The organism is Methanobrevibacter sp., from assembly GCF_017427765.1.
GTDB lineage: Archaea > Methanobacteriota > Methanobacteria > Methanobacteriales > Methanobacteriaceae > Methanocatella.
In genome coordinates, this window is sequence record NZ_JAFRSC010000019.1 from 29254 (window position 1) to 48626 (window position 19373).

The 19373-nt window shown below is 33.3% G+C and carries 21 protein-coding genes; 2 read left to right on the top strand and 19 right to left on the bottom strand.

Features of this window, described 5'->3' with window-relative positions; translation table 11 throughout:
• Window positions 1-14 precede the first annotated feature (14 nt).
• The 3 genes from IJL02_RS04940 to IJL02_RS04950 form a co-directional block, all read right to left on the bottom strand.
• A complete protein-coding gene (locus IJL02_RS04940) occupies window positions 15-4184 on the bottom strand; it encodes a DUF4062 domain-containing protein (RefSeq protein WP_292811541.1) in 4170 nt (1389 codons plus the stop codon).
• A 185-nt stretch (window positions 4185-4369) separates the two neighbouring features.
• Window positions 4370-5656, bottom strand: coding sequence for an O-acetylhomoserine aminocarboxypropyltransferase/cysteine synthase family protein (locus IJL02_RS04945; protein WP_292811552.1), 1287 nt, complete (start codon window positions 5654-5656; stop codon window positions 4370-4372).
• Window positions 5657-5689: 33 nt separating this feature from the next.
• Window positions 5690-6838 (bottom strand): aldo/keto reductase, encoded by a 1149-nt coding sequence (locus tag IJL02_RS04950; RefSeq protein WP_292811562.1) that lies wholly within the window; start codon window positions 6836-6838, stop codon window positions 5690-5692.
• 84 nt (window positions 6839-6922) lie between these two features.
• Here IJL02_RS04950 and IJL02_RS04955 point away from each other — a divergent pair, with 84 nt between their 5' ends.
• Both IJL02_RS04955 and IJL02_RS04960 read left to right on the top strand, forming a co-directional pair.
• Window positions 6923-7519 (top strand): NAD(P)H-binding protein, encoded by a 597-nt coding sequence (locus IJL02_RS04955; RefSeq protein WP_292811571.1) that lies wholly within the window; start codon window positions 6923-6925, stop codon window positions 7517-7519.
• Window positions 7520-8533, top strand: coding sequence for a 7-cyano-7-deazaguanine synthase (locus tag IJL02_RS04960; RefSeq protein ID WP_292811583.1), 1014 nt, complete (start codon window positions 7520-7522; stop codon window positions 8531-8533).
• 240 nt (window positions 8534-8773) lie between these two features.
• On the opposite strand, the gene argH is transcribed toward IJL02_RS04960, so the two are convergent.
• From argH to thrC, 16 genes are all read right to left on the bottom strand, one after another.
• Window positions 8774-10195 carry an argininosuccinate lyase gene (argH, locus tag IJL02_RS04965; protein ID WP_292811594.1) on the bottom strand — a complete coding sequence of 474 codons (1422 nt, stop codon included), beginning with the start codon at window positions 10193-10195 and terminating at the stop codon, window positions 8774-8776.
• A 68-nt stretch (window positions 10196-10263) separates the two neighbouring features.
• Entirely contained in the window at window positions 10264-10416 is a 153-nt protein-coding gene (locus tag IJL02_RS04970) for a 30S ribosomal protein S27ae (protein ID WP_292811601.1), read from the bottom strand.
• Window positions 10417-10425: 9 nt separating this feature from the next.
• Complete coding sequence (locus tag IJL02_RS04975; RefSeq protein ID WP_292811610.1) at window positions 10426-10746, bottom strand: 30S ribosomal protein S24e; 321 nt, start codon at window positions 10744-10746, stop codon at window positions 10426-10428.
• Window positions 10747-10765: 19 nt separating this feature from the next.
• Window positions 10766-11275 carry a GTP-dependent dephospho-CoA kinase family protein gene (locus tag IJL02_RS04980; RefSeq protein WP_292811622.1) on the bottom strand — a complete coding sequence of 170 codons (510 nt, stop codon included), beginning with the start codon at window positions 11273-11275 and terminating at the stop codon, window positions 10766-10768.
• Between the two features lie 10 nt (window positions 11276-11285).
• Window positions 11286-11462, bottom strand: a complete 177-nt coding sequence (gene spt4, locus IJL02_RS04985; protein ID WP_292811639.1) for a transcription elongation factor subunit Spt4 — start codon at window positions 11460-11462, stop codon at window positions 11286-11288.
• Window positions 11459-12043 carry a DNA-directed RNA polymerase gene (locus tag IJL02_RS04990; RefSeq protein ID WP_292811655.1) on the bottom strand — a complete coding sequence of 195 codons (585 nt, stop codon included), beginning with the start codon at window positions 12041-12043 and terminating at the stop codon, window positions 11459-11461. Before IJL02_RS04990 ends, spt4 begins: the two co-directional genes overlap by 4 nt.
• Before the next feature lie 36 nt (window positions 12044-12079).
• Window positions 12080-12472, bottom strand: coding sequence for a PIN domain-containing protein (locus tag IJL02_RS04995; RefSeq protein ID WP_292812113.1), 393 nt, complete (start codon window positions 12470-12472; stop codon window positions 12080-12082).
• Between the two features lie 10 nt (window positions 12473-12482).
• Window positions 12483-13697 (bottom strand): translation initiation factor IF-2 subunit gamma, encoded by a 1215-nt coding sequence (locus tag IJL02_RS05000; protein ID WP_292811664.1) that lies wholly within the window; start codon window positions 13695-13697, stop codon window positions 12483-12485.
• Window positions 13698-13759: 62 nt separating this feature from the next.
• Entirely contained in the window at window positions 13760-14143 is a 384-nt protein-coding gene (locus IJL02_RS05005) for a 30S ribosomal protein S6e (protein WP_292811674.1), read from the bottom strand.
• A gap of 34 nt (window positions 14144-14177) precedes the next feature.
• Window positions 14178-15968 (bottom strand): translation initiation factor IF-2, encoded by a 1791-nt coding sequence (gene infB / locus IJL02_RS05010; protein ID WP_292811683.1) that lies wholly within the window; start codon window positions 15966-15968, stop codon window positions 14178-14180.
• Window positions 15969-16006: 38 nt separating this feature from the next.
• Window positions 16007-16459, bottom strand: a complete 453-nt coding sequence (gene ndk / locus IJL02_RS05015) for a nucleoside-diphosphate kinase (protein ID WP_292747301.1) — start codon at window positions 16457-16459, stop codon at window positions 16007-16009.
• Window positions 16456-16617 carry a 50S ribosomal protein L24e gene (locus tag IJL02_RS05020; protein WP_292811693.1) on the bottom strand — a complete coding sequence of 54 codons (162 nt, stop codon included), beginning with the start codon at window positions 16615-16617 and terminating at the stop codon, window positions 16456-16458. Before IJL02_RS05020 ends, ndk begins: the two co-directional genes overlap by 4 nt.
• Before the next feature lie 14 nt (window positions 16618-16631).
• A complete protein-coding gene (locus IJL02_RS05025) occupies window positions 16632-16838 on the bottom strand; it encodes a 30S ribosomal protein S28e (RefSeq protein WP_116669816.1) in 207 nt (68 codons plus the stop codon).
• Window positions 16839-16873: 35 nt separating this feature from the next.
• Window positions 16874-17242 (bottom strand): 50S ribosomal protein L7Ae, encoded by a 369-nt coding sequence (gene rpl7ae / locus IJL02_RS05030; RefSeq protein WP_292747298.1) that lies wholly within the window; start codon window positions 17240-17242, stop codon window positions 16874-16876.
• Between the two features lie 466 nt (window positions 17243-17708).
• Window positions 17709-17909 carry a histone family protein gene (locus tag IJL02_RS05035; RefSeq protein WP_292811708.1) on the bottom strand — a complete coding sequence of 67 codons (201 nt, stop codon included), beginning with the start codon at window positions 17907-17909 and terminating at the stop codon, window positions 17709-17711.
• Window positions 17910-18165: 256 nt separating this feature from the next.
• Entirely contained in the window at window positions 18166-19362 is a 1197-nt protein-coding gene (gene thrC, locus IJL02_RS05040) for a threonine synthase (protein WP_292811720.1), read from the bottom strand.
• Window positions 19363-19373 lie beyond the last annotated feature (11 nt).

The window sequence follows — 19373 nt, forward strand, 5'->3', positions numbered from 1 at the left end:
ATCAACATTAACTATTAAAAATTTTCAAAACTAAAGAATCTGACATTACCTAAAGTATCTCCAACCACTAATTTATCATCCCGAACATTGACGGAAGTTGCATAAATATCCAGGAAATATGTGTAGGTAGACTCGCCACTTCCAATATTCCAGAATTTTAAAGTACCGTCTTCACAAACACTTATAAATTCTTCACCATTAAGTGAAGCGAAGTTAGTTATAGCTTTTTCATTTTCTTTTAAATTAGTAATATGAGTTCCATCCAAGCCAAATACTCCAATTGTTCCATCATTATAACCTGCAATTAGCTTATCGGATATTACATCCATTTTAGTAATCGGAGATTGTGAGGATTTTGCAAAATCACTAAGACCATTAGAGTATTTTTGTATTTTTCCATCTTCAAAACCTATGAATACATCAGATGAATTGATTTGACTGCATAATGAAGTTGCATTTCCATCCAAATCTTCTTCGCTATTTTCTGTGACTAATTTATTTTTCTCAATGAAAACAGTTCCCAAACTGTTTTGAGTTATATCTACGATAGGATCAGGATTTGTTTTATAATCTTTAGCTTCACCGTCACCAATTTGCCAAGTGGATATTTTATTTATTTTCCTACCATCTTTTTCATGCCTTACACCTGCTGAGAATAATTTTTTATCAGATTCGTCAAATGCAACGCATTCATTACGGAAGTCATTTGAAAACTGGTTATTTTCATCACAGGATTCGTTAGCAAAACTCCAGTTATAAAATTCTCCATCCTCTGAAGCAGTAATCATGTTATCGTCTGAAAGAATAATTGATAATACTGATCCCCCATGTTTCATATGGTCGCTGTCTTCAACTTTTTTATTCAAATCAATGACGTTAATGTCATTGTTTTTATTTCCAATTACTACCCATCTGTCACTGCCATTAGTGAAATATTCAATTGACTGTGAAGATTTGATACCTGTCTGAATTTCAGTTGCTTTTGTAAAATTAGGTTTTTTAGGATTTGGAATATCCCATTCATTCAATACGCCCATTTCAGACATTGTGATTATTTTATCTTCTTTTTCAATAGTAATTGCATTGGCAAATTTATCATTTAAACTTGAAGTGAAAACTTCATCTATACTCTGTCCGCTTTCGGAGTTTTTAAGAGTATTCCAGAATTTCATCTGACCGTTTTCAGAAATCAAAGTTAAAAATCTTTTATTCAATCCCATGAATTTGATATCTCCGCTGGAATCCATCTGGGTTGCAAAGCTTTTATCATCACTTTCATCACCACCGATTTCATGCTGGTGATGCTGGTTGTATGCTTTTCTCTTTTCATATACATCCCAGCCGTCAACCTCTTTTTCATCACAAACCAGAATGGCTTCGTTACGTCTTGGAACCAGAATTTGATTATAATCTTTTGCATCAATAGGTTCTGTTTTGATTTGTTCTGATTTTATATCAATGGAAAATACTCCATTATGGGAAGATGCATAAATTTTTCCATATGTTTTGGAAATGTAAATATCAGTGATTTCTGATTTAATGTCATATGTATTGATAACCTTTTTATCGGCGATATTCCACCGTTTTACAATACCCTCTTTTGATGCTACAACCATTTCCTTATCATCATTGTCCAGAATGATTTTAATTATTTCGGAGTTTTCTTTACCAATAACATCGAGATAATTATCATTTAACCTGTAAAGGTTGAGTTTACCGTCATCAGTTCCAATGATCAATTTATTATCTGAAGTCAAAACGATTGCAGTTGCACTTCTACCATCAGCTTTAATTCTTTTGATAATGGAACTTTTTGGTGAATAAAGTGCATTGGTTGTTGATTTTAACCATTTATCCTGAGTTTTATTTTCCAACTCATCAAGCAGTCCCTGAACAACTTCGTCATCAATTTCACACATCCTTGCCTGCAATTGAGGTGGAAGCTGGTTTTTATTATCTTTAAGTACAGGTGAAGACAGCTCCAATGCTCTGCCAATCAACTCAATTGAGGAATCCTCCTCTTCAGAGGTGTTATACTGATAATCAGAAACCAAATTATAAACGTCTGATAAATCAAGCTTATTTTTTATAAATGAATAAGATGAAAGTGTTTTATCCAATGTGTCTGACTGTCCGCACTCAAACAAGTGATATGGAAGTTCATTATAAGGTCTAAGCTCATTTCCTTTAAATGAATAATTTTCATCAGGGTCTGCCTGTTTTTTAAAGTAATCAGCCAATAATTTATTGATTTCAATGTTTGAAATGCCATATCTGTTTTTTGTAGCCAAATCAAAACTTTCATAGAAAAAGTCATGTCTTGCCTCTTTAATAGCCATGAATGGACGGACTTGCCTTATAAATATCCTGATTGAATCCTGAATCTCCTTTTCATTAAGTGTGGTTTCATTTTTAATTATGCTTACAAGCTCCTCTTCGGATAATCCATATCTTGAATAAGCCATTAATGCAAATAGTAACGGAACAATATTGTCTCCCTTAATCAGTTTTTCATCATTTTCAAGTCTTTCTAAAACCTGGTCAAATGCGGACAATGGTGAATCACCAAAACTTCCGATTTTCTCTTTTAACTGGTCAAATGAACCGAATACTCTCAGTTCGGCAAGCAAAATCTTTAGGAATAATGGGTTTTTTGATCCTTCGAATTTGCAGATTTCATTAATTTGAGTTTCATCAAGTTCTTTTAGGTAGTTTTTGAGATATGCTCTGATTAATTCTTTTTTACCGTTATCATCAAGCTTTTCAATCTCAAAACTATATTTATCAGAGATATAACTTCTGTTTTTAATCTTATCCAATTCAAAAGTGTAATTCTCATCATTCTTATCTTCTTTAATACTTGCAATGATTTTTAAATTGTCTGGAAGTTCATCGAACCATTTCAGCATATCCATTCCATTTTCCATCTGATTTACAGCGTCGATAATGATGAGTGATTCATCTTTAGCTATTTCCTTTAGAATTTCAGACATGTTTCTTTTTAAATCATCAATATTGGATAATTCCAAATCTTCAGGCAGTTCAATTTTGGATTCTTCGATGATTGATTTCCATAAAGAATAAGGGTTTGAACTTAAATTTGAAGCTCCACAGAATCTTTTATACAATTTTACATCACTATTTTTTTCTTCAAAATCAGTGACAAATTTTGCAAGAAGCATTGTTTTACCGTAACCTGCCTCTGCACTAACCAAACAAATTTTATTTTCGCCAGAATCATTTATATAATCAGTTAATTTATTTGAGTAAGTAGGACGTGCGATATAACCTTCACTGTTCAAGTAACAGAAAATTTCCTGCTGATTTAAATCTTTTTCAAATTCTGTTTCATCCTGAATTTCAATGTTGTCAGGAAAAGCCTCAGTCAATTGTTTTTTAAGCTGATTGATTAAAACATCTTTTAAAGATTCCTCACCACATTTAAAATTGGTTAATCTTCCCATACCTTCGCCGTTTTCAAAATGAGAAAGTTCAGGAAGTTCCAATGTTTCATCCCACTCTCCTTTATAATAGGTTAAATCAACATGAATCCTGTCTTCAGCACTTCTGGATTCATTTAGTTTAGCTTCCTCTTCTGCTCTTTTAATAATTTTTTCTTTAATTTCTTCTAGCTTTTCATCAGCATGAGCAGGATCATCGGCAGAATTATTAGTGTAAATTTCTTTTTGAGCAGGAGTTAATTTTGACAGATAGTCATCATCTCTAAAGAAAAATAAAGTATGCTGAGTTGGAGGACATGTATTTTCGCTTCCTTCAACAATTCTATACATTGGAGATAAAAGAGAATGTTCTATTTCCATTTCGGTTACTGATCTGTCAGTATCCTCCTTTTTAATCAAATCATCGATTGCAGGATAAATTTCCTTTGTTTCATCATTAATATCTTCATTGAAATCAGGAACCCATCCTCTACGCTGACCTAAGAAACATAAGAAAAATGGACGACTTTTATCGATGTGTCTAAGACATGTTCCGACAGTCGCTTTGTTTTCTGTGTCTTCTTCTTTTACACCCCATCTTAAATCGACATCAGATAAGCGAATTTTTCGTCGTTCACACCACTCATTTAATTCAGGAAATACCTCTTTAATAAGGTAATCCCTTTCAGCATGCATATCATTAAAAGTACTACTGATAAATATTGTTGCCTTTTGCCATTCCATGAAAATCCCAACTAATAATTCAAATTTAATAAAATATATGCCTTCAAAAATATTTAAGCAATATAAATTATTTTATTTGAAAATATTTATTTAAATAATTCTTTAAATAGTTTTATTATACTCATTAAACATAGAAAAAAATAATTTAATTAAATAAAAAAAGGGAAGTAAAAAATAACTTCAAATTAAACTTTATCCAATGCCTGATCAACGTCGGCCAGAATATCTTCAATATCCTCAATACCTACTGAAAATCTTATCAAATCAGGAGTAACACCTGTAGATAATTGCTGTTCTTCAGATAACTGAGAATGAGTAGTTGAAGCAGGATGGGTTACTAATGATTTTGCATCACCAATATTGGCTAAAAATGAGATTAATTCGACATTTTCAATGAATTTTAAAGCTCCATCATAACCTGCTTTAAGACCGAATGAAACAATTCCGCCGTAACCTTTTTCAGCATATTTTTTAGCCACTTCATGGTTTGGGGAAGATTCAAGACCAGAATAGGTAACCCAGGCAACTTTAGGATGAGCTTCCAAATGACGGGCAACAGCCATCGCATTTGAAGCATGCCTTTCAATTCTTAAGCCTAATGTTTCAAGACCCTGCATGAGTAAAAATGATCCGAATGGAGATGGAACAGCACCAGTATCTCTTCCGACAACTGCTCTGATTCTTGTTGTAAATGCAGATTCGCCGAAAGTTTCTGCAAATATAAGTCCATTGTAAGTTTCATCAGGTTCTGACAATGTTGGAAATTTGCCGTTCATCCAGTCAAAATCGCCTTTTTCAATAATTATCCCGCCTAAAGTAGTACCATGACCGCCAATATATTTTGTTGCTGATGAAGCAATGATATCTGCCCCATGGTCAAATGGTCTTACAGAACCGATACCTACAGTATTATCAGCAATTAATGGAATTCCATGTGAATGTGCAATTTCAGATATTTTATCAAAATCAGGAATATCCAATTTAGGATTTCCGATTGATTCAACATAAACAGCTTTTGTTTTATCATCAATAGCCTGTTCAAACTCTTCAGGAGATTGTGAATCAACAAATGTTACGCTACGGCCTAATTCTTCAAGAGTATTTTCAAACAGCTCATAAGTTCCGCCATACAGGTTATCGGCAGATACAATATTATCCCCAACTTTAGTCAAATTAATGATTGCATAAAAAATAGCTGCCATACCAGAAGCAGTAGCATACGCTGCAGTTCCACCTTCAATAGCTGCCATTCTCTTCTCAAATGCCTGAGTAGTTGGATTTGTCAATCTTGTATAAATGTTTCCCCCTTCGGCAAGGGCAAACCTATTAGCTGCCTGTTCAGGTGTGTCAAATACATAAGAAGTTGTCTGATAAATAGGAGTTACTCTTGAACCGGTTTCATCCACCTCTTCCTGACCGGCATGCACACCAATTGTTGAAATATTTTTTTTGTTTTTAAATTCATATGCCATAATAATCACCAATATTTTTATAAATTATAATATTTAAAATCCAAATAAATCCTGCGCGTCAAGCATTACATCCACAATATGAACCTCAAACGGACATCTAAGCTCACAGTCACCACAAGCAATGCAGTCAGTTGCATTATATTTCAGGTTATTGTAATGCTCCTGTACACTTGCAGGAACCTCATCATGATTTTTTGCAAGGTCAAATAATTTATTTACCATTGCTATATCAATTCCAGAACTGCATGGCTGACAATGACCGCAATATGTGCATTGGCCTTTAAATGAATGTTTAGGAGCATTTTTTAATGTTTTGGAATAATCCTTTTCAGATTCGCCGGCATCACAGTATTTTAGGGATTCCAATAATTCATCAACGGTTTTTACACCAACAAAAATGCTTGATACTCCTTTCTGTTCCAGTGCATAATGGATACATTGAATCGGAGTCAAAGCAACACCAAACGGTGAAGTCTCATCAGATAATAAATTACCTCCTGCAAATCCTTTCATGACTGTTAATGCAGTGCCGTTTTCAGCACATAAACTATACAGTTCTGCCCTTTTAGGATTTAAACTTGAAAATTCCTTATCATATGCATCTTCACGCCTATATTCTTCAATATCATCCATTGCGCCGAACATGTCAAATGCAGGATTGATTGAAAACATCAAAAGTTCAATTTCAGGATTTTTTGCAGCCAGAAGACCAATGTCAGGATTGTGAGTACTTAATCCGATATGTGAAATTGTTCCCTCATCTTTGAGTTTTCTGACATATTCGATGAACGGTCCGTTCATGATTTCATTATAATCATCCAGCTGGTCAACGTAGTGAATCATACCAAAATCAAGAGTGTCAATTTGAAATCTTTCCATAAAGTCTTCAAAAGCAGGAATGACCTTATCCATTTCACGGGTTCTCACATACTGTTCATTTTGCCATGTTGACCCAATATGTCCCTGAATAACCCAATTTTCACGATTATCCTTGATTGCACGTCCCAAATGTGAACGAACATCCGGTTCACTCATCCAGCAGTCCACGAAGTTAATTCCATTTTCTTCGCATGCTTTTATTAATTCATGAGTGTCCTCATATGGTCTTTCCACTAAAAATTCAGCACCGAAAGCTATTTCAGATACTTCAATTCCCGTGTTACCTAATTTTCTGTATTTCATAAGCTACCTCAATTATAATATTTGATTAAACAATTACTAATATTTATACTAAAAAATTTAAAAATAATACTTAAAGGTGAAATAATGAATATTGCAATTATAGGAGCAACGGGAAATTTCGGAAGATTATTTACAGCCAAATTACTTACAAACCCAAATTATCAGCTTACAGTAATCTCAAAATCAGCTCAAAACATTTACGAAAACAGTCATAGAGTCCAGGCAAAAAGCCTTGATGCAACCAACAAAAAAGACCTCGAAAAAGCTCTGGAAGGACATGATTTAATTTATTGTGCAGTTTCAGGTCCCGATCAGGCAGTTATTGCACGTAATCTCGCAGAATTAAATGTTAAAAGATTAGTTTATATGACTGTTGTCGGGATTTACAATGAACTTGCCGAAGACAATGGCGGAGAATATAACGTGGATAACGAAAAGGAGCAGATTCCAAACAGAAATGCCGTTGATATTATTGAAGAAAGTGATTTGGACTACACAATACTTAGATGCGGCTATCTGATTCCTGGAGATGAAAACGAATATGTAATCACACAAAAAGGTGAAACACCTAAAGGATACATTACCACATCCGCATCTGTTGAAAAAGTAGCCTTAGAGATTATCGAAGATAATGCAAAATATTCACGTGAAAGTATTTCAATTACAAAAGATATGAGTTAGATGTTTACTAAAGAATTCATTCTGGATGAGGTTAATGCCATAAGAGATGAAATTGGCCATGAAAAAGTAAATATTTCTATTGAAAATATTTATTTTGAAAAAAATGAGTTATGGATCATTACAGAAGACCGGCCGGATAAATCCGCAATTATCGGAAAAGGAGGTTGGGTAGTCGGCAAACTCAAAGAAAAATTAAATCTTGACAGCATCCATGTCGAATCATATGGTGACTTTTTAAACAAGGAATATAAATTAAGACTGTCTAAAAAAACCGTTTCCAATCTAAATTTGGATTTTGTCGGTATAAAAAACTTAGAAAAAATAATTGAAAACAAATTAGATAATATTTACAGTTTTAACTTTGACAACTACTTTAGTGAAAATGAATTTGAAGAATCCGAAAATACAGAAGCAGTTGTTGCCCTTTCAGGAGGAGTTGACAGTAGCTTTTCTTTAATTTTGGCAAAAAAATTAGGGTTTAATCCAATTGCCGTAACCATTGATCCAGGAACAATAATCCTTCCAAATCAGTTTAAGAAAAATATCAGACTCATAACCGAATCATTAGATGTAAATCATGAATACATCAAAACCGACTATTCAGATATTGTAAGCGAATCATTTACAGGAAATGTTCATCCATGCGGAAGATGTTCCAAAAATACTTCCCAACTGGTAAAGCAATATGCAAAAGACAACGAAATACCCATAATTGTCTTTGGTGATATGCTTGCAACCGGCAGTCAATGCATAAATTTACAGGACGATTCATTATATCGACTGAACCTTCCGGCAAGTTTAAGTGTCGGCAAACAAGAGATAAAATCATTGATTGCAAACTATGATTTGCAGACATTCAAAGGATTTGGTTGTCCGCTACTTTATGAAGTTCACAGAAAATTCCCTCATATGAAGAAATTTTCAATACAAAGAATATTGCGAGAAACCCGTTCAGGTGCACTTGAACCTGGTGAAGCACTTGATTTGATTTGGAGTTTCTACAAGACAAAATAGTTTATATTAACTTTTTTACTAAAAGAAGTTAAGGATTGGACTTGAGATATACAATAGGAGCTGAGCATTACTTATTGAATTCATTGAGGAACAATTATTTAATAAGTTTCCTATAATATCTCATGCCAATCATGCTTCAATAATCAAAAGATTATTTCCGCAATATAATATTTGTTTTAAAAGTATATAAAGTTTAGGTATACCTAAATAAAATTTTGAAGAAAAAAATATAAGGAATATTTAAATTCCTTTCTTTTCGAATTCTTCATTCAAGAACTCTTTAATATTATCACGAGCAATTTCAACCATTTCAGGTGCAGGACCGCCCGGAACAGCCCTAATTCTAACATTTTCAGCAGGACTTAAAGCTTTTTGAATCAAATCATCAGATAAATTTAATTCATCAAAACCCAGTTCCACTGCTATATCATCAATGAATTTGGAGGTAATGTCCTCTTCTGCCATGCTGTTTGCAGTTGCCTCATTGACAATCCTTCCGACGATTTTATGAGCTGTTCTAAATGGAATCTGTTTTTCACGAACCATAATGTCTGCCAAATCGGTTGCTGTTGCAAAGTTTTTACCCGCAAGCTCTGCACATCTGTCAACTTTAAATTCAACTGACAGCATCATTTTTGTAACAATTGATAATGTTTCCCTAGTTACTTTAACAGCATTCCATAAATGAGGAGTTATTTCCTGTAAATCCCTATTGTATGTGTATGGAATAGCTTTCAGGATTGTTAAAATAGTAATCAGTTCACCTGTAGCGATACTTGTTTTACCTCTTGCAAGCTCGGCCACATCAGGGTTTTTCTTTTGAGGCATAATAGAAGAAGTTGATGAATATTCATCGGCCATTTCAATAACGCCAAACTCATAAGTACTCCACAAGACCAGTTCTTCACAGATTTTAGCCAGTGTTGAAGATAATGCCACTAAATCAAAAACTGTTTCAGAAATAAAATCTCTTGCTGAAACACCATCCATTGAATTTTCCAGATATGCGTCAAAACCTAACAAATCAGTAGTTAATTGCCTGTTGATTGGAAAACTTGTGGTTGCCATTGCGGCTGAACCCAATGGATTTAAATTTACACGTTTATATGTATCGGCCAAACGTTCGTAGTCCCTTTTAAGAGCCTGTACATGAGCCATCAGATGATGAGCAATAGTAATTGGTTGGGCGTGCTGCAAATGTGTAAATCCTATGAAGACATCTTCCAGATGTTCTCCAGCCATTTCAACTAAACCTTCCATAAACTCCAAAATACCAATCTGAATCTCTTCAATCATTTCCCTTAAAACTAATCTAACATCACATGCAACCTGGTCATTACGTGATTTTGCAGTATGCATAAAACCTGCTTCAGGACCAATTTTTGAAGTTACATAATTTTCGATTGCCATGTGAACGTCTTCAATAGTTGCATCAAAAACTAAAGCTTCATAACCTTCTTCTTTAAGACTGTCAAGAGCACATAAAATTTTATCAGCAATTTCTTCATCAATGATTCCTTCATGTTTCAGCATGGAGGTATGTGCAAAATTAGTTTTAATATCTGCTTCGAAAAGAAGCATGTCAGCTTCAAGTGATGAAGTATATTCAGCTGCTTCATCAGTCATTCCGGTCTTAAAACGACCATTTCTAATATTATCCAAAGAAATCCCTTCTTAAAAATAATTCACGTTAAAAATAATAAAAAAAGAAATTAAGATTTAAAAAAATCTTATTTTTTCATTTCAGTGTATCCGCATTTACCACAGGCAAATCTGTCACCATGGTCAGCCATGAATACACCTTCACCACAACGAGGACAAATTGGGTTTGTTCTTTCAATTTTGTCTCCATCTACTTTGTATAAATCAGATTTTCTTACCATACAAATCACCTATTCTTCTGCATCTGCTTCTTCTTCAGCAGGTTCTTCTTCAGGTTCTGCATTTTTAGCTAAAACATGTTCAGCTTCAATGTATTTTAAGTCATCTACAGTATCATATACTTTAGCATAACCTAATGCTTTAGGTTCGCCGTAGTGTGGATGTACGTTGTCGACTACGATTAAATCTTTTTTAGTGTTTAATAAAGCAACTAATTTAGATTTGATGTCTAAAACTTTAGGAGTTGCTTCACCATCATAATCAACATAAAATTTAATTTCTTTTCTGTTAAACAATTTATTTTCTTTTTCTTCAATAAATTCGATTTCCATGATTAAACCTCAGTTCAATTTATTCTTTAATAAATCCGTCAATAAGCTTTTGAGCTTTATCTTTCAAATCACCTGCTTTTAAAAGCACTAAACCTTCGTTTGGTTGTCCGTATAAGATTGTAGTTTCGGGATTTGTCATGATGATGCAAGGAAGAACTGCAAGATCTTCTTCCCCCGCTACTTCAATTACATAACATTCGCCACTGTTAGATAATTCAAGAGCATGGCCTATGGTTTCCCATAGATCATCTGTAATATACCCTGCGGGATTTTCTGCTTTTAAAATATGATTTGCACGTATAATATCATGAGTATGATTTTTTCTTTGAATTAAATTATCAATTATACCTATATTGGGATATAATTCATATTGGGTAAGATTGGCGAAAGTTTCATCACCTACAGAAATTAAAAACTCAGAAGATTTTATATCATCAATAGCATCTTCGAAGTTAGGATATAACTTGCCTAAAGGTTTTTTAAGCTCAATGATTATATCCTTGTTTAATTCTGCATCTAATTTTAACACTATAAAACCTCTATCTTACTCTTAAACAGTATTCGCCGGGAATTTGAATATTTAATTCACGGGCTAATTCAGATTCTTCCGGATCTGTAATAATTAAAAGACCACTCCAATTATCAGAAGTAGGGCTTCCGCAACTTGGACAATGATCTTTACTTGAAATCATTTTACAAACTGTACATGCTTTCATGCTTGACCCTTCTTACTTTTTTCTTTGGCTTCTTCAATCCATTCAAATCTACCTAAATTGGTTTGTCTCATTGTAAGTGGAATTTTAGAATTCCTGTTATTTTCAATGTTATTGGTAGATTCATCTTTAATGGATACGCTAACTGCTCTAGCTCTAACTAGGTCACCTTCATCCAATGTCTTGTTAGATTCTTTTGCGAGTAATGCTCCTCTTTTAGCATCATAGCTAATGTAATCATCAGTTACTTGAGAAACATGTATTAAACCATCCATAGGTCCAATTCTTACAAAAGCACCGTAATCAACAATATCGATTACTTCACCATCGAAAATTTCATGTTGTTCCGGTTTGAAGAAAATTGCTTCAAAAACAACATTGTGGTATGCGGCTCCATCACCCATTATGAGTCTACCTTCACCGATTTCATCAATATCATTAACGCAGATAAGCAAACCTAATTTTTTATCTAAACGACCCTCGTAAGTTTCGTTTAAAGTTTCAATAGCAACTTCTTTAAGAGGTTTTTCAAACTTGTAAGGTGGAATTCTTACAGTATCCTCAATTTTTGTTTTATAATACAAAATAATCCCTCATTTAATTAATAAGTTTAATTAATATTATATTTTACCTTCAACAGCAATATATTTTTTTTGCCTCAAATATGCAACAGTTATTCCTCTGTCTTTTGCACGATTTTTCAATTCAATATCATTTGTAGCTAAAACTTCTGAAACTCTAAGTAACGCATCATCCACAGTTTCATTTTCTAATAATGAAATATCCTTTATTTCAATTTTTGAAGAATTAGCTAATTTTAAAGCTAAATTTGCATTTAACCTTGTTTTTCCTTTAGTATTTCTTTTCAAACCCTTCAATTCATTGATAACAAAGCTTGGAGTAGTTAATTTATAAGAAGGTAATAATTTTTCAAGTTCAGTGATAATATCCACATTGAACTGAAAAGGAACCATAAAAAAATTGGTATCTATTACAACTTCTTTAGAGTCCATTATTCGCCCTCTATTTAATAATACCGTAACCAATCAATCTCCAACGAGCACCAACCCTACGGCTTAATGCAACTCTATCACCCGGGCTTGCACAAACAGGCAATTTAAGAGTAACATCAACATCATTTTTCTTAGCTGATGTGACAACACCAATAGTTGTTGTTGTACCACAATTAATCATTAATGGTTCTTTAATCTTAATTGGAGCGACATCACGTTCTTCTTTAGTACCTACAACACGGTCTAAAAGATTAGCTTCCATACTAAATGAATCCAATACTTCAGGCAATGTACCTTCTTCACCGGCCACAGTACCGGATAAAGAATCAGATTTGGTCAAAGATGGATCTAATTTGGTTGCAATACCTACAAGTCCGCCGGGACCTATTTCTTCAACTTGTTCTCCATTTGCTTCAAGGCCGATAATTTCAGATTTTAAAGTAAGTCTTTCTCCATTATTAGTAGGACCAGGTCTTATTTCAATAGTATCACCTAATTTGAAAGTACCTTGAACTAAGGTTCCACCAATAACTCCTCCTTTAATTTTATCAGCACCTGAACCCGGTTTGTTAATATCAAATGATCTTGCTACATGCATTAATGTAGTGTCATCAATATTTCTTTCCGGAGGTTGAATTTGTTTAAGCATTGCTTCAATTAATATGTCTACATTAGCACCCTGTTGAGCAGATACTGGTATTATTAAAGCATCTTCAGCACAAGTACCTTTTACAAATTCCTTAATTTCATTATAACTTTCAATAGCTCTTTCTTTTGAAACAATATCAATTTTATTTTGAACTACAATAACATCCTTAACACCGATTACATCAAGTGCCATGAGATGTTCTTTGGTTTGTGGTTGTGGACAAGACTCATTTGCAGCAATTACTAACACTGCACCATCCATAATTGCAGCACCAGATAACATAGTTGCCATAAGAGTTTCGTGACCTGGAGCATCAACAAAAGATACTTTCCTAATTAATTCAGTTTCACTCCCACAGATTTCACAAGTTTCAGAAGTAGTGTAACATTCAGGTTCTCCGCATTCAGGACATTTTCTAAATTCAATGTCTGCATAACCTAAACGAATTGAAATACCTCTTTTTGTTTCTTCACTGTGAGTATCAGTCCATATTCCTGATAATGCTTTGGTAAGAGTAGTCTTACCGTGGTCTACATGACCAACTAAACCTATGTTAACATCTGACTGTACGTTCACAGATAACCACCTTTTTCATAATTTTAATTCAACTTTAAAAGTAAATAAGAAAAATAGTTAAACTATTCTTCCTCTTCTTCACCAGCACCAAGAATATCAGCTATTGATTTACTTCCAGCTTTAGTAACTACAGTGTTGATTTGTACAATATCTTCAGCAATAGTGTTTCCTCTTACGGTTTTTCTTCTTTTAACACCATCTGCTTTAGGATGATAACCGATACCACCAGTTAATAAACTTTTGATTCTTCTGGTACCAGAAACATCTTTTTTCATAGTAAAACCGTTTTTATCACTACCACCAGTAATTTTTAAAGTGTAACCGTCTAAACCAACAAGCCCACCATCAAATTCATCACCGATAACTAATCCGTTAAAAGCTTTAGTTTCATCGACTTCAACTTGATAAGAATCAGCTTTTTCAGACACAACTACTTTGAATGCCATGGTATTCCTCCTTAATTTTTATAACCCTTATTTATTATTCAAAAAGACCAAATTTACCCCAATCTGGATCTTGTTTACGTTTAATCTCTAAAAATTCATATAAAGTTTCAAATTCATCTTCAGTCAATTTATCCTTAAATTCTCTTTCAATGAACTTATAATGCTTTTCAGGCACATCAATATACAATTCATCCCCTTCATCGAAATGTTTACCAACTACAGCATCTTTGATTGCCATAGCGACCCTTTGACCTCTTGAAATATCAGGTAAAGTTTCGCCTTTATCTTCCATACTGGCTATTACCCCAACATATTCGCCATTTTTATTAATTAAAGTCTGACCTTGTTTGATTGTACCACTGATTGATTCAATTCCAACAATTGCCGGTTTACTTTGGCGGAAAACAAGTTTTGGTAAAGCCATGAATTTTGCAGGTTTAATAATTGCATCATAAAATGCTTTCTTTTTAGCCTGTTCAATTTCTTCAATCCAAGCTTCATAATCTTCAATAATCTGATAAATTACATCGCCTTTAAAGAGCTTAACATCAGAATTATTAAGATCTTCCATAGAGTTAGGATGAACATCTACATTAAATGCAATGATTGCACCATGAGTATCATTTTCATTTAAAGCAATAGATGAATTTATAATATCTCTACGATTAACATCACCGATGTTTGCTTCACGAATAGGTATCTCTAATTCTCTTAATAGCTTGACAATAGCCTCAAGAGAACCTAATGTATCAGCTTTAACTAAAATACCTTCATCTTCAGTAGATATTGTAATATCTTCGATTTCTTTTAATATTTCCTCTTCAACATTTTCATTTTCACTTAAAACTCTAAGTGGTGAACCTGAAACAACATCATCTAAATTAGGAGCTGCAATCTTAATACCTGCAGCAGCAACAACTTCATCGAATTTCTGGAATTTCTTTTTGGAATCCCTCATTTCTTCCAATGGAAGCGGTCTTAAAATAGATCTAATCTTAGTTGTTAACACCTCATTTGAAGAAGTCATTAAAGCAATCTCATCATTAGTTCGTAAAACACCATCATAAATAATACTATCAATTGTAAGACCCAATCCTGTTTCTTCTTTAATCTCTAAAACAGTACCTTTAGCCGGAGCATCTTCATTAATCTCAAGCTGTTCGGTTAAATATTCTTGAGCCAAACCTAAAAGCATTGCTAAAACTTCAATAATCCCTTCACCTGATTTTGCACTAATAGGAATAATAGTAATCTGTGAAGCGAAATTACTTACACGGTCAAATCTTTCAGATTGGAAACCTTCCTTGTGAAGTGTACCAACAATCTCATAAATCTTTAAATCAACTTCCTGTTGAACACTTGGAGCTTGTTGTGCAAAAGATTCTTTAAATGAAACACCTTCATGAGTTTCCCAACCAAAAATCATGTCGATTTTATTAGCTACTACTATAAAAGGAGTTTTATACATTTTAAGAATGTTTAAAGCTTCATAGGTTTGGGGTTTGAAACCCTCATTAATATCAAGAATCAGTACTGCCAAATCTGCCAAAGCTCCACCACGTTTTCTTAAACTGGTAAAAGCAGCGTGACCAGGAGTATCAATAAAGAATAAACCAGGTATCAAATCTTTAATGGTTAATCTTGATATAAAATTTCCACAGATTTCTTCAATAGTATCGTTAGGTATTTCTGTAGCACCAATATGTTGAGTAATACCTCCAGCTTCTCTATCCGCTATAGTACTGCCTCTAATGTAATCTAACAATGTTGTTTTACCATGGTCTACATGACCTAAAACGGATACAATCGGGGATCTGATTTTCATAGTATCTTTTTTGTTATAATAAATTTCAAAATTTAAATCTATTCGTAAATTAAATCATTGTCAACGATTTTATAATCGCAAATTTCATCTTCGTTAAAGAAAAGAGCAATTTCTCTTTCTGCAGATTCAGGAGCATCTGAAGCATGAATAATGTTTCTACCGGTATCCATACCAAAGTCTCCTCTAATGGTTCCAAGATCTGCTTCTAAAGGATTAGTTGCACCAACTAATTTCCTAATAGTAGTAATAGCTTCTTCACCTTCAATAACCATAGCTAATGATGGGGATGAAGTGATGTATTCTACTAAACTTGGGAAAAATGGTTTTTCAGCATGTTCTCCATAATGAGTTTTTGCTAAATCTTCATCAATTTGAATTAATTTACAAGCAACGATTTGAAGACCTTTTTCTTCAAAACGGGATAATATTTTACCCATAAGACGTCTTTGAACAGCGTCTGGTTTCATCATTACAAAACTTTTTTGAATCATTGTTTAACCCATTTAACTTTTCTTGGAACTCTTCCGAGTTTAATCATATTTTTTTCACATTTACTGCTACAAAAGAAATATATTGATCCATCTTTTTTAACGTACATTTTTCCTGTACCTTCTTCAATTTCTTTATTACAGAATGAACAAGTTCTCATGTTGTTACACCTTCTTATGGAGTCTTAATTTCCTTAGCTTCTCTAATAGTATCAAGTAACATTAAAATGTCGCCTTCTCTTACAGGTCCCATAATGTTTCTTGTTAAAATTCTTCCTTTGTCTCTACCATCGAGGATTCTGCATTTAATTTGCATTACCTCACCAGTCATACCAGTTCTTTTTAAAACTTCAATGACTTCAGCAGGAGTTCCTTCTTCCATTTTATCACCGTAAAAATCCTATTAAAAGAATTTATCTATTCTTTTAATTCTGCAACTTTTTCTACGATTTCAGCAACAGCAGCTTCAGCGTCACCAGCATCTACAATACATGCAGAAGCAGTACCAACAGTTAATCCAGCAGCTCCACCAACTTGTTCTTTGGTAGGTAAGTATACGTAAGGAATTTCTTTTTCATCAGCTAAAACAGGAATGTGTGCAACAATTTCAGCAGGATCAACATCTTCTGCAATAACAACTAATGCTGCGTCTCCTCTTTCGATGAATTTAGTTACTTCGTTAGTACCTTTTGCTACTTTACCAGTAGCTTGTGCGGTTTCTAATGCTTCTTCAGCTTGTTTAGCTAATTCTTCAGGTGTGTCAAATTTTACATAAATGTTTGCCATAAAATATACCTCCTTTTTCATCTGGCTATGCCATCCATCGGCAGATATTATAATTCTTTTGAATCATAATATAATGTAATTATATATAGTTATATTATTTTTTAACTATAGAAATTACTCAAATTATTCAAATAAGGAATAATTTAATATAGTTTTAATAATACTAATTCTTGAATAATTCATATATCACTAAATATAATCCCATAATAAAAAAACAAGAGGGATTAGACTTTCAATACAAATACTTCTGAATTTCATATAATTTTTAGCAAAACTAAAAATAAAAATTTAGTAATTAATGAAATAATTCTAGAGAACTAGACAATAATAAATTAGTTAGCATAGTATATAAATGTTTTTAAAAATAGAGTCAAAATAAGTAATATATCAGTTAAAATAAGAAAAAGATTTTTAAAAAGTGTAAAAGAGATAGTAATAAATTACTATCTATGAAAAATCAACAAATCTATTTGATTGCTAATTTTACATCTTCTGCTTTTACAGTTTTTCTACCAGCGTGACGTGCAAATCCTACAGCTTTACCAGCGATTTCGTTACCGTAATCTTCGATAGCTTCGGTTAATGCAATTTTTGCGTCATCACTTACTCTTTGTGCACCAGCATTTTTTAAGATTCTGCCTACAGGTGCGATTGGTAATTCACTCATTATTTCACCTCATTATTTTGTTAATAAATAATTTTAATTTGCTTATATATAAATATATTGGTTTAATAGTGTTAAATTTAAAAGATTTCAACACTATAAAGCAAATTGTTATAACCTAAAAGGTGCAAGTATTATCTTTGAAAATGTTTTTCATACAATACTTTAAATAAAAAAAGTGTTAATTTAGTTTGAAATCATTCGAAATAAAAAGCAAAATTGAAATAAAAAAAATAAAAATAAGAAAAAAAATGGAACATTATTTGTTCATGAGCATTTCTCTTAAAGTATCAATGTCTGCATCTACCTGAGTTGGTTGGGTACAAGCATCAATAGCAGTATTAGGATCTTTAAGCAAGTGTCCGGTAACCACACAGGTTATTGTTTCACCTTTATCGACAACCCCTTCATCAACAAGTTTTTTAAGACCTGCAATTGAGGCCGCTGAAGCCGGTTCGACACCAATACCTTCAGTTCTTGCGAGTAACTTCTGAGCGTCAAGAATTTCCTCATCAGTTACAGTTTCTGAATATCCGTTTGAATCATAAATAGCATTTAATGCTTTTATATCACTTACAGGAGCACCAATACGGATAGCAGTAGCAATGGTTTCCGGATTTTCAACAGGAACTACTCTTTTATCCCCTTTCTTAAATGCATTAGTAACAGGACATGCTCCTTCAGCCTGAATACCAGTCATCATCGGTAAATCCTTAATAAAACCAGCATCATAGAACTCTTTAACACCTTTCCAAATAGCAGATATATTTCCTGCATTTCCGACAGGCAAGATAATTCTGTCAGGTGCCTGCCAGCCCAAATCACGAACAATCTCATAACCTATGGTTTTTTGACCTTCCAATCTGTAAGGATTAATTGAATTTAATAAATAAAGATGTTTTTCTAAAGCAAGAGCAGTCATTGCCTCTAAAGCTTCATCAAAGTTTCCGTTGATTGACATGACTTCAGCACCATGAAACATTGCCTGAGCCAATTTTCCTAAAGCCACTTTTCCGGAAGGTAAAAATACAATACAACGTAATCCTGCACGTGCCGCATAAGCAGATAATGACGCAGAAGTATTACCAGTAGAAGCACAACCTACTGTGTGAACTCCCAATTCCATCGCTTTAGTCATTCCAACAGTCATTCCCCTATCCTTAAAACTGCCAGTCGGATTGGAACCTTCCACTTTAACATATAAATTAACTCCAAGCTCTTCGCCTAATTTATCGCATTTGCAAAATGGAGTTCCACCTTCATCAAGGGAAACAATTTTACTTTCATCAACTGGAATGCATTCTTTGAATTTCCATAAATTATCTTTTCTACCATCAAATATATCTTTAGAAACATCAATTTCGTTAACGAGTTCAAGTACAGAACCACACTTTTCACAAGTGTAAATCACTTCATCGTCATCGTATTCTTGTCCACATGAAACACATCTTATCATAAAATCACACT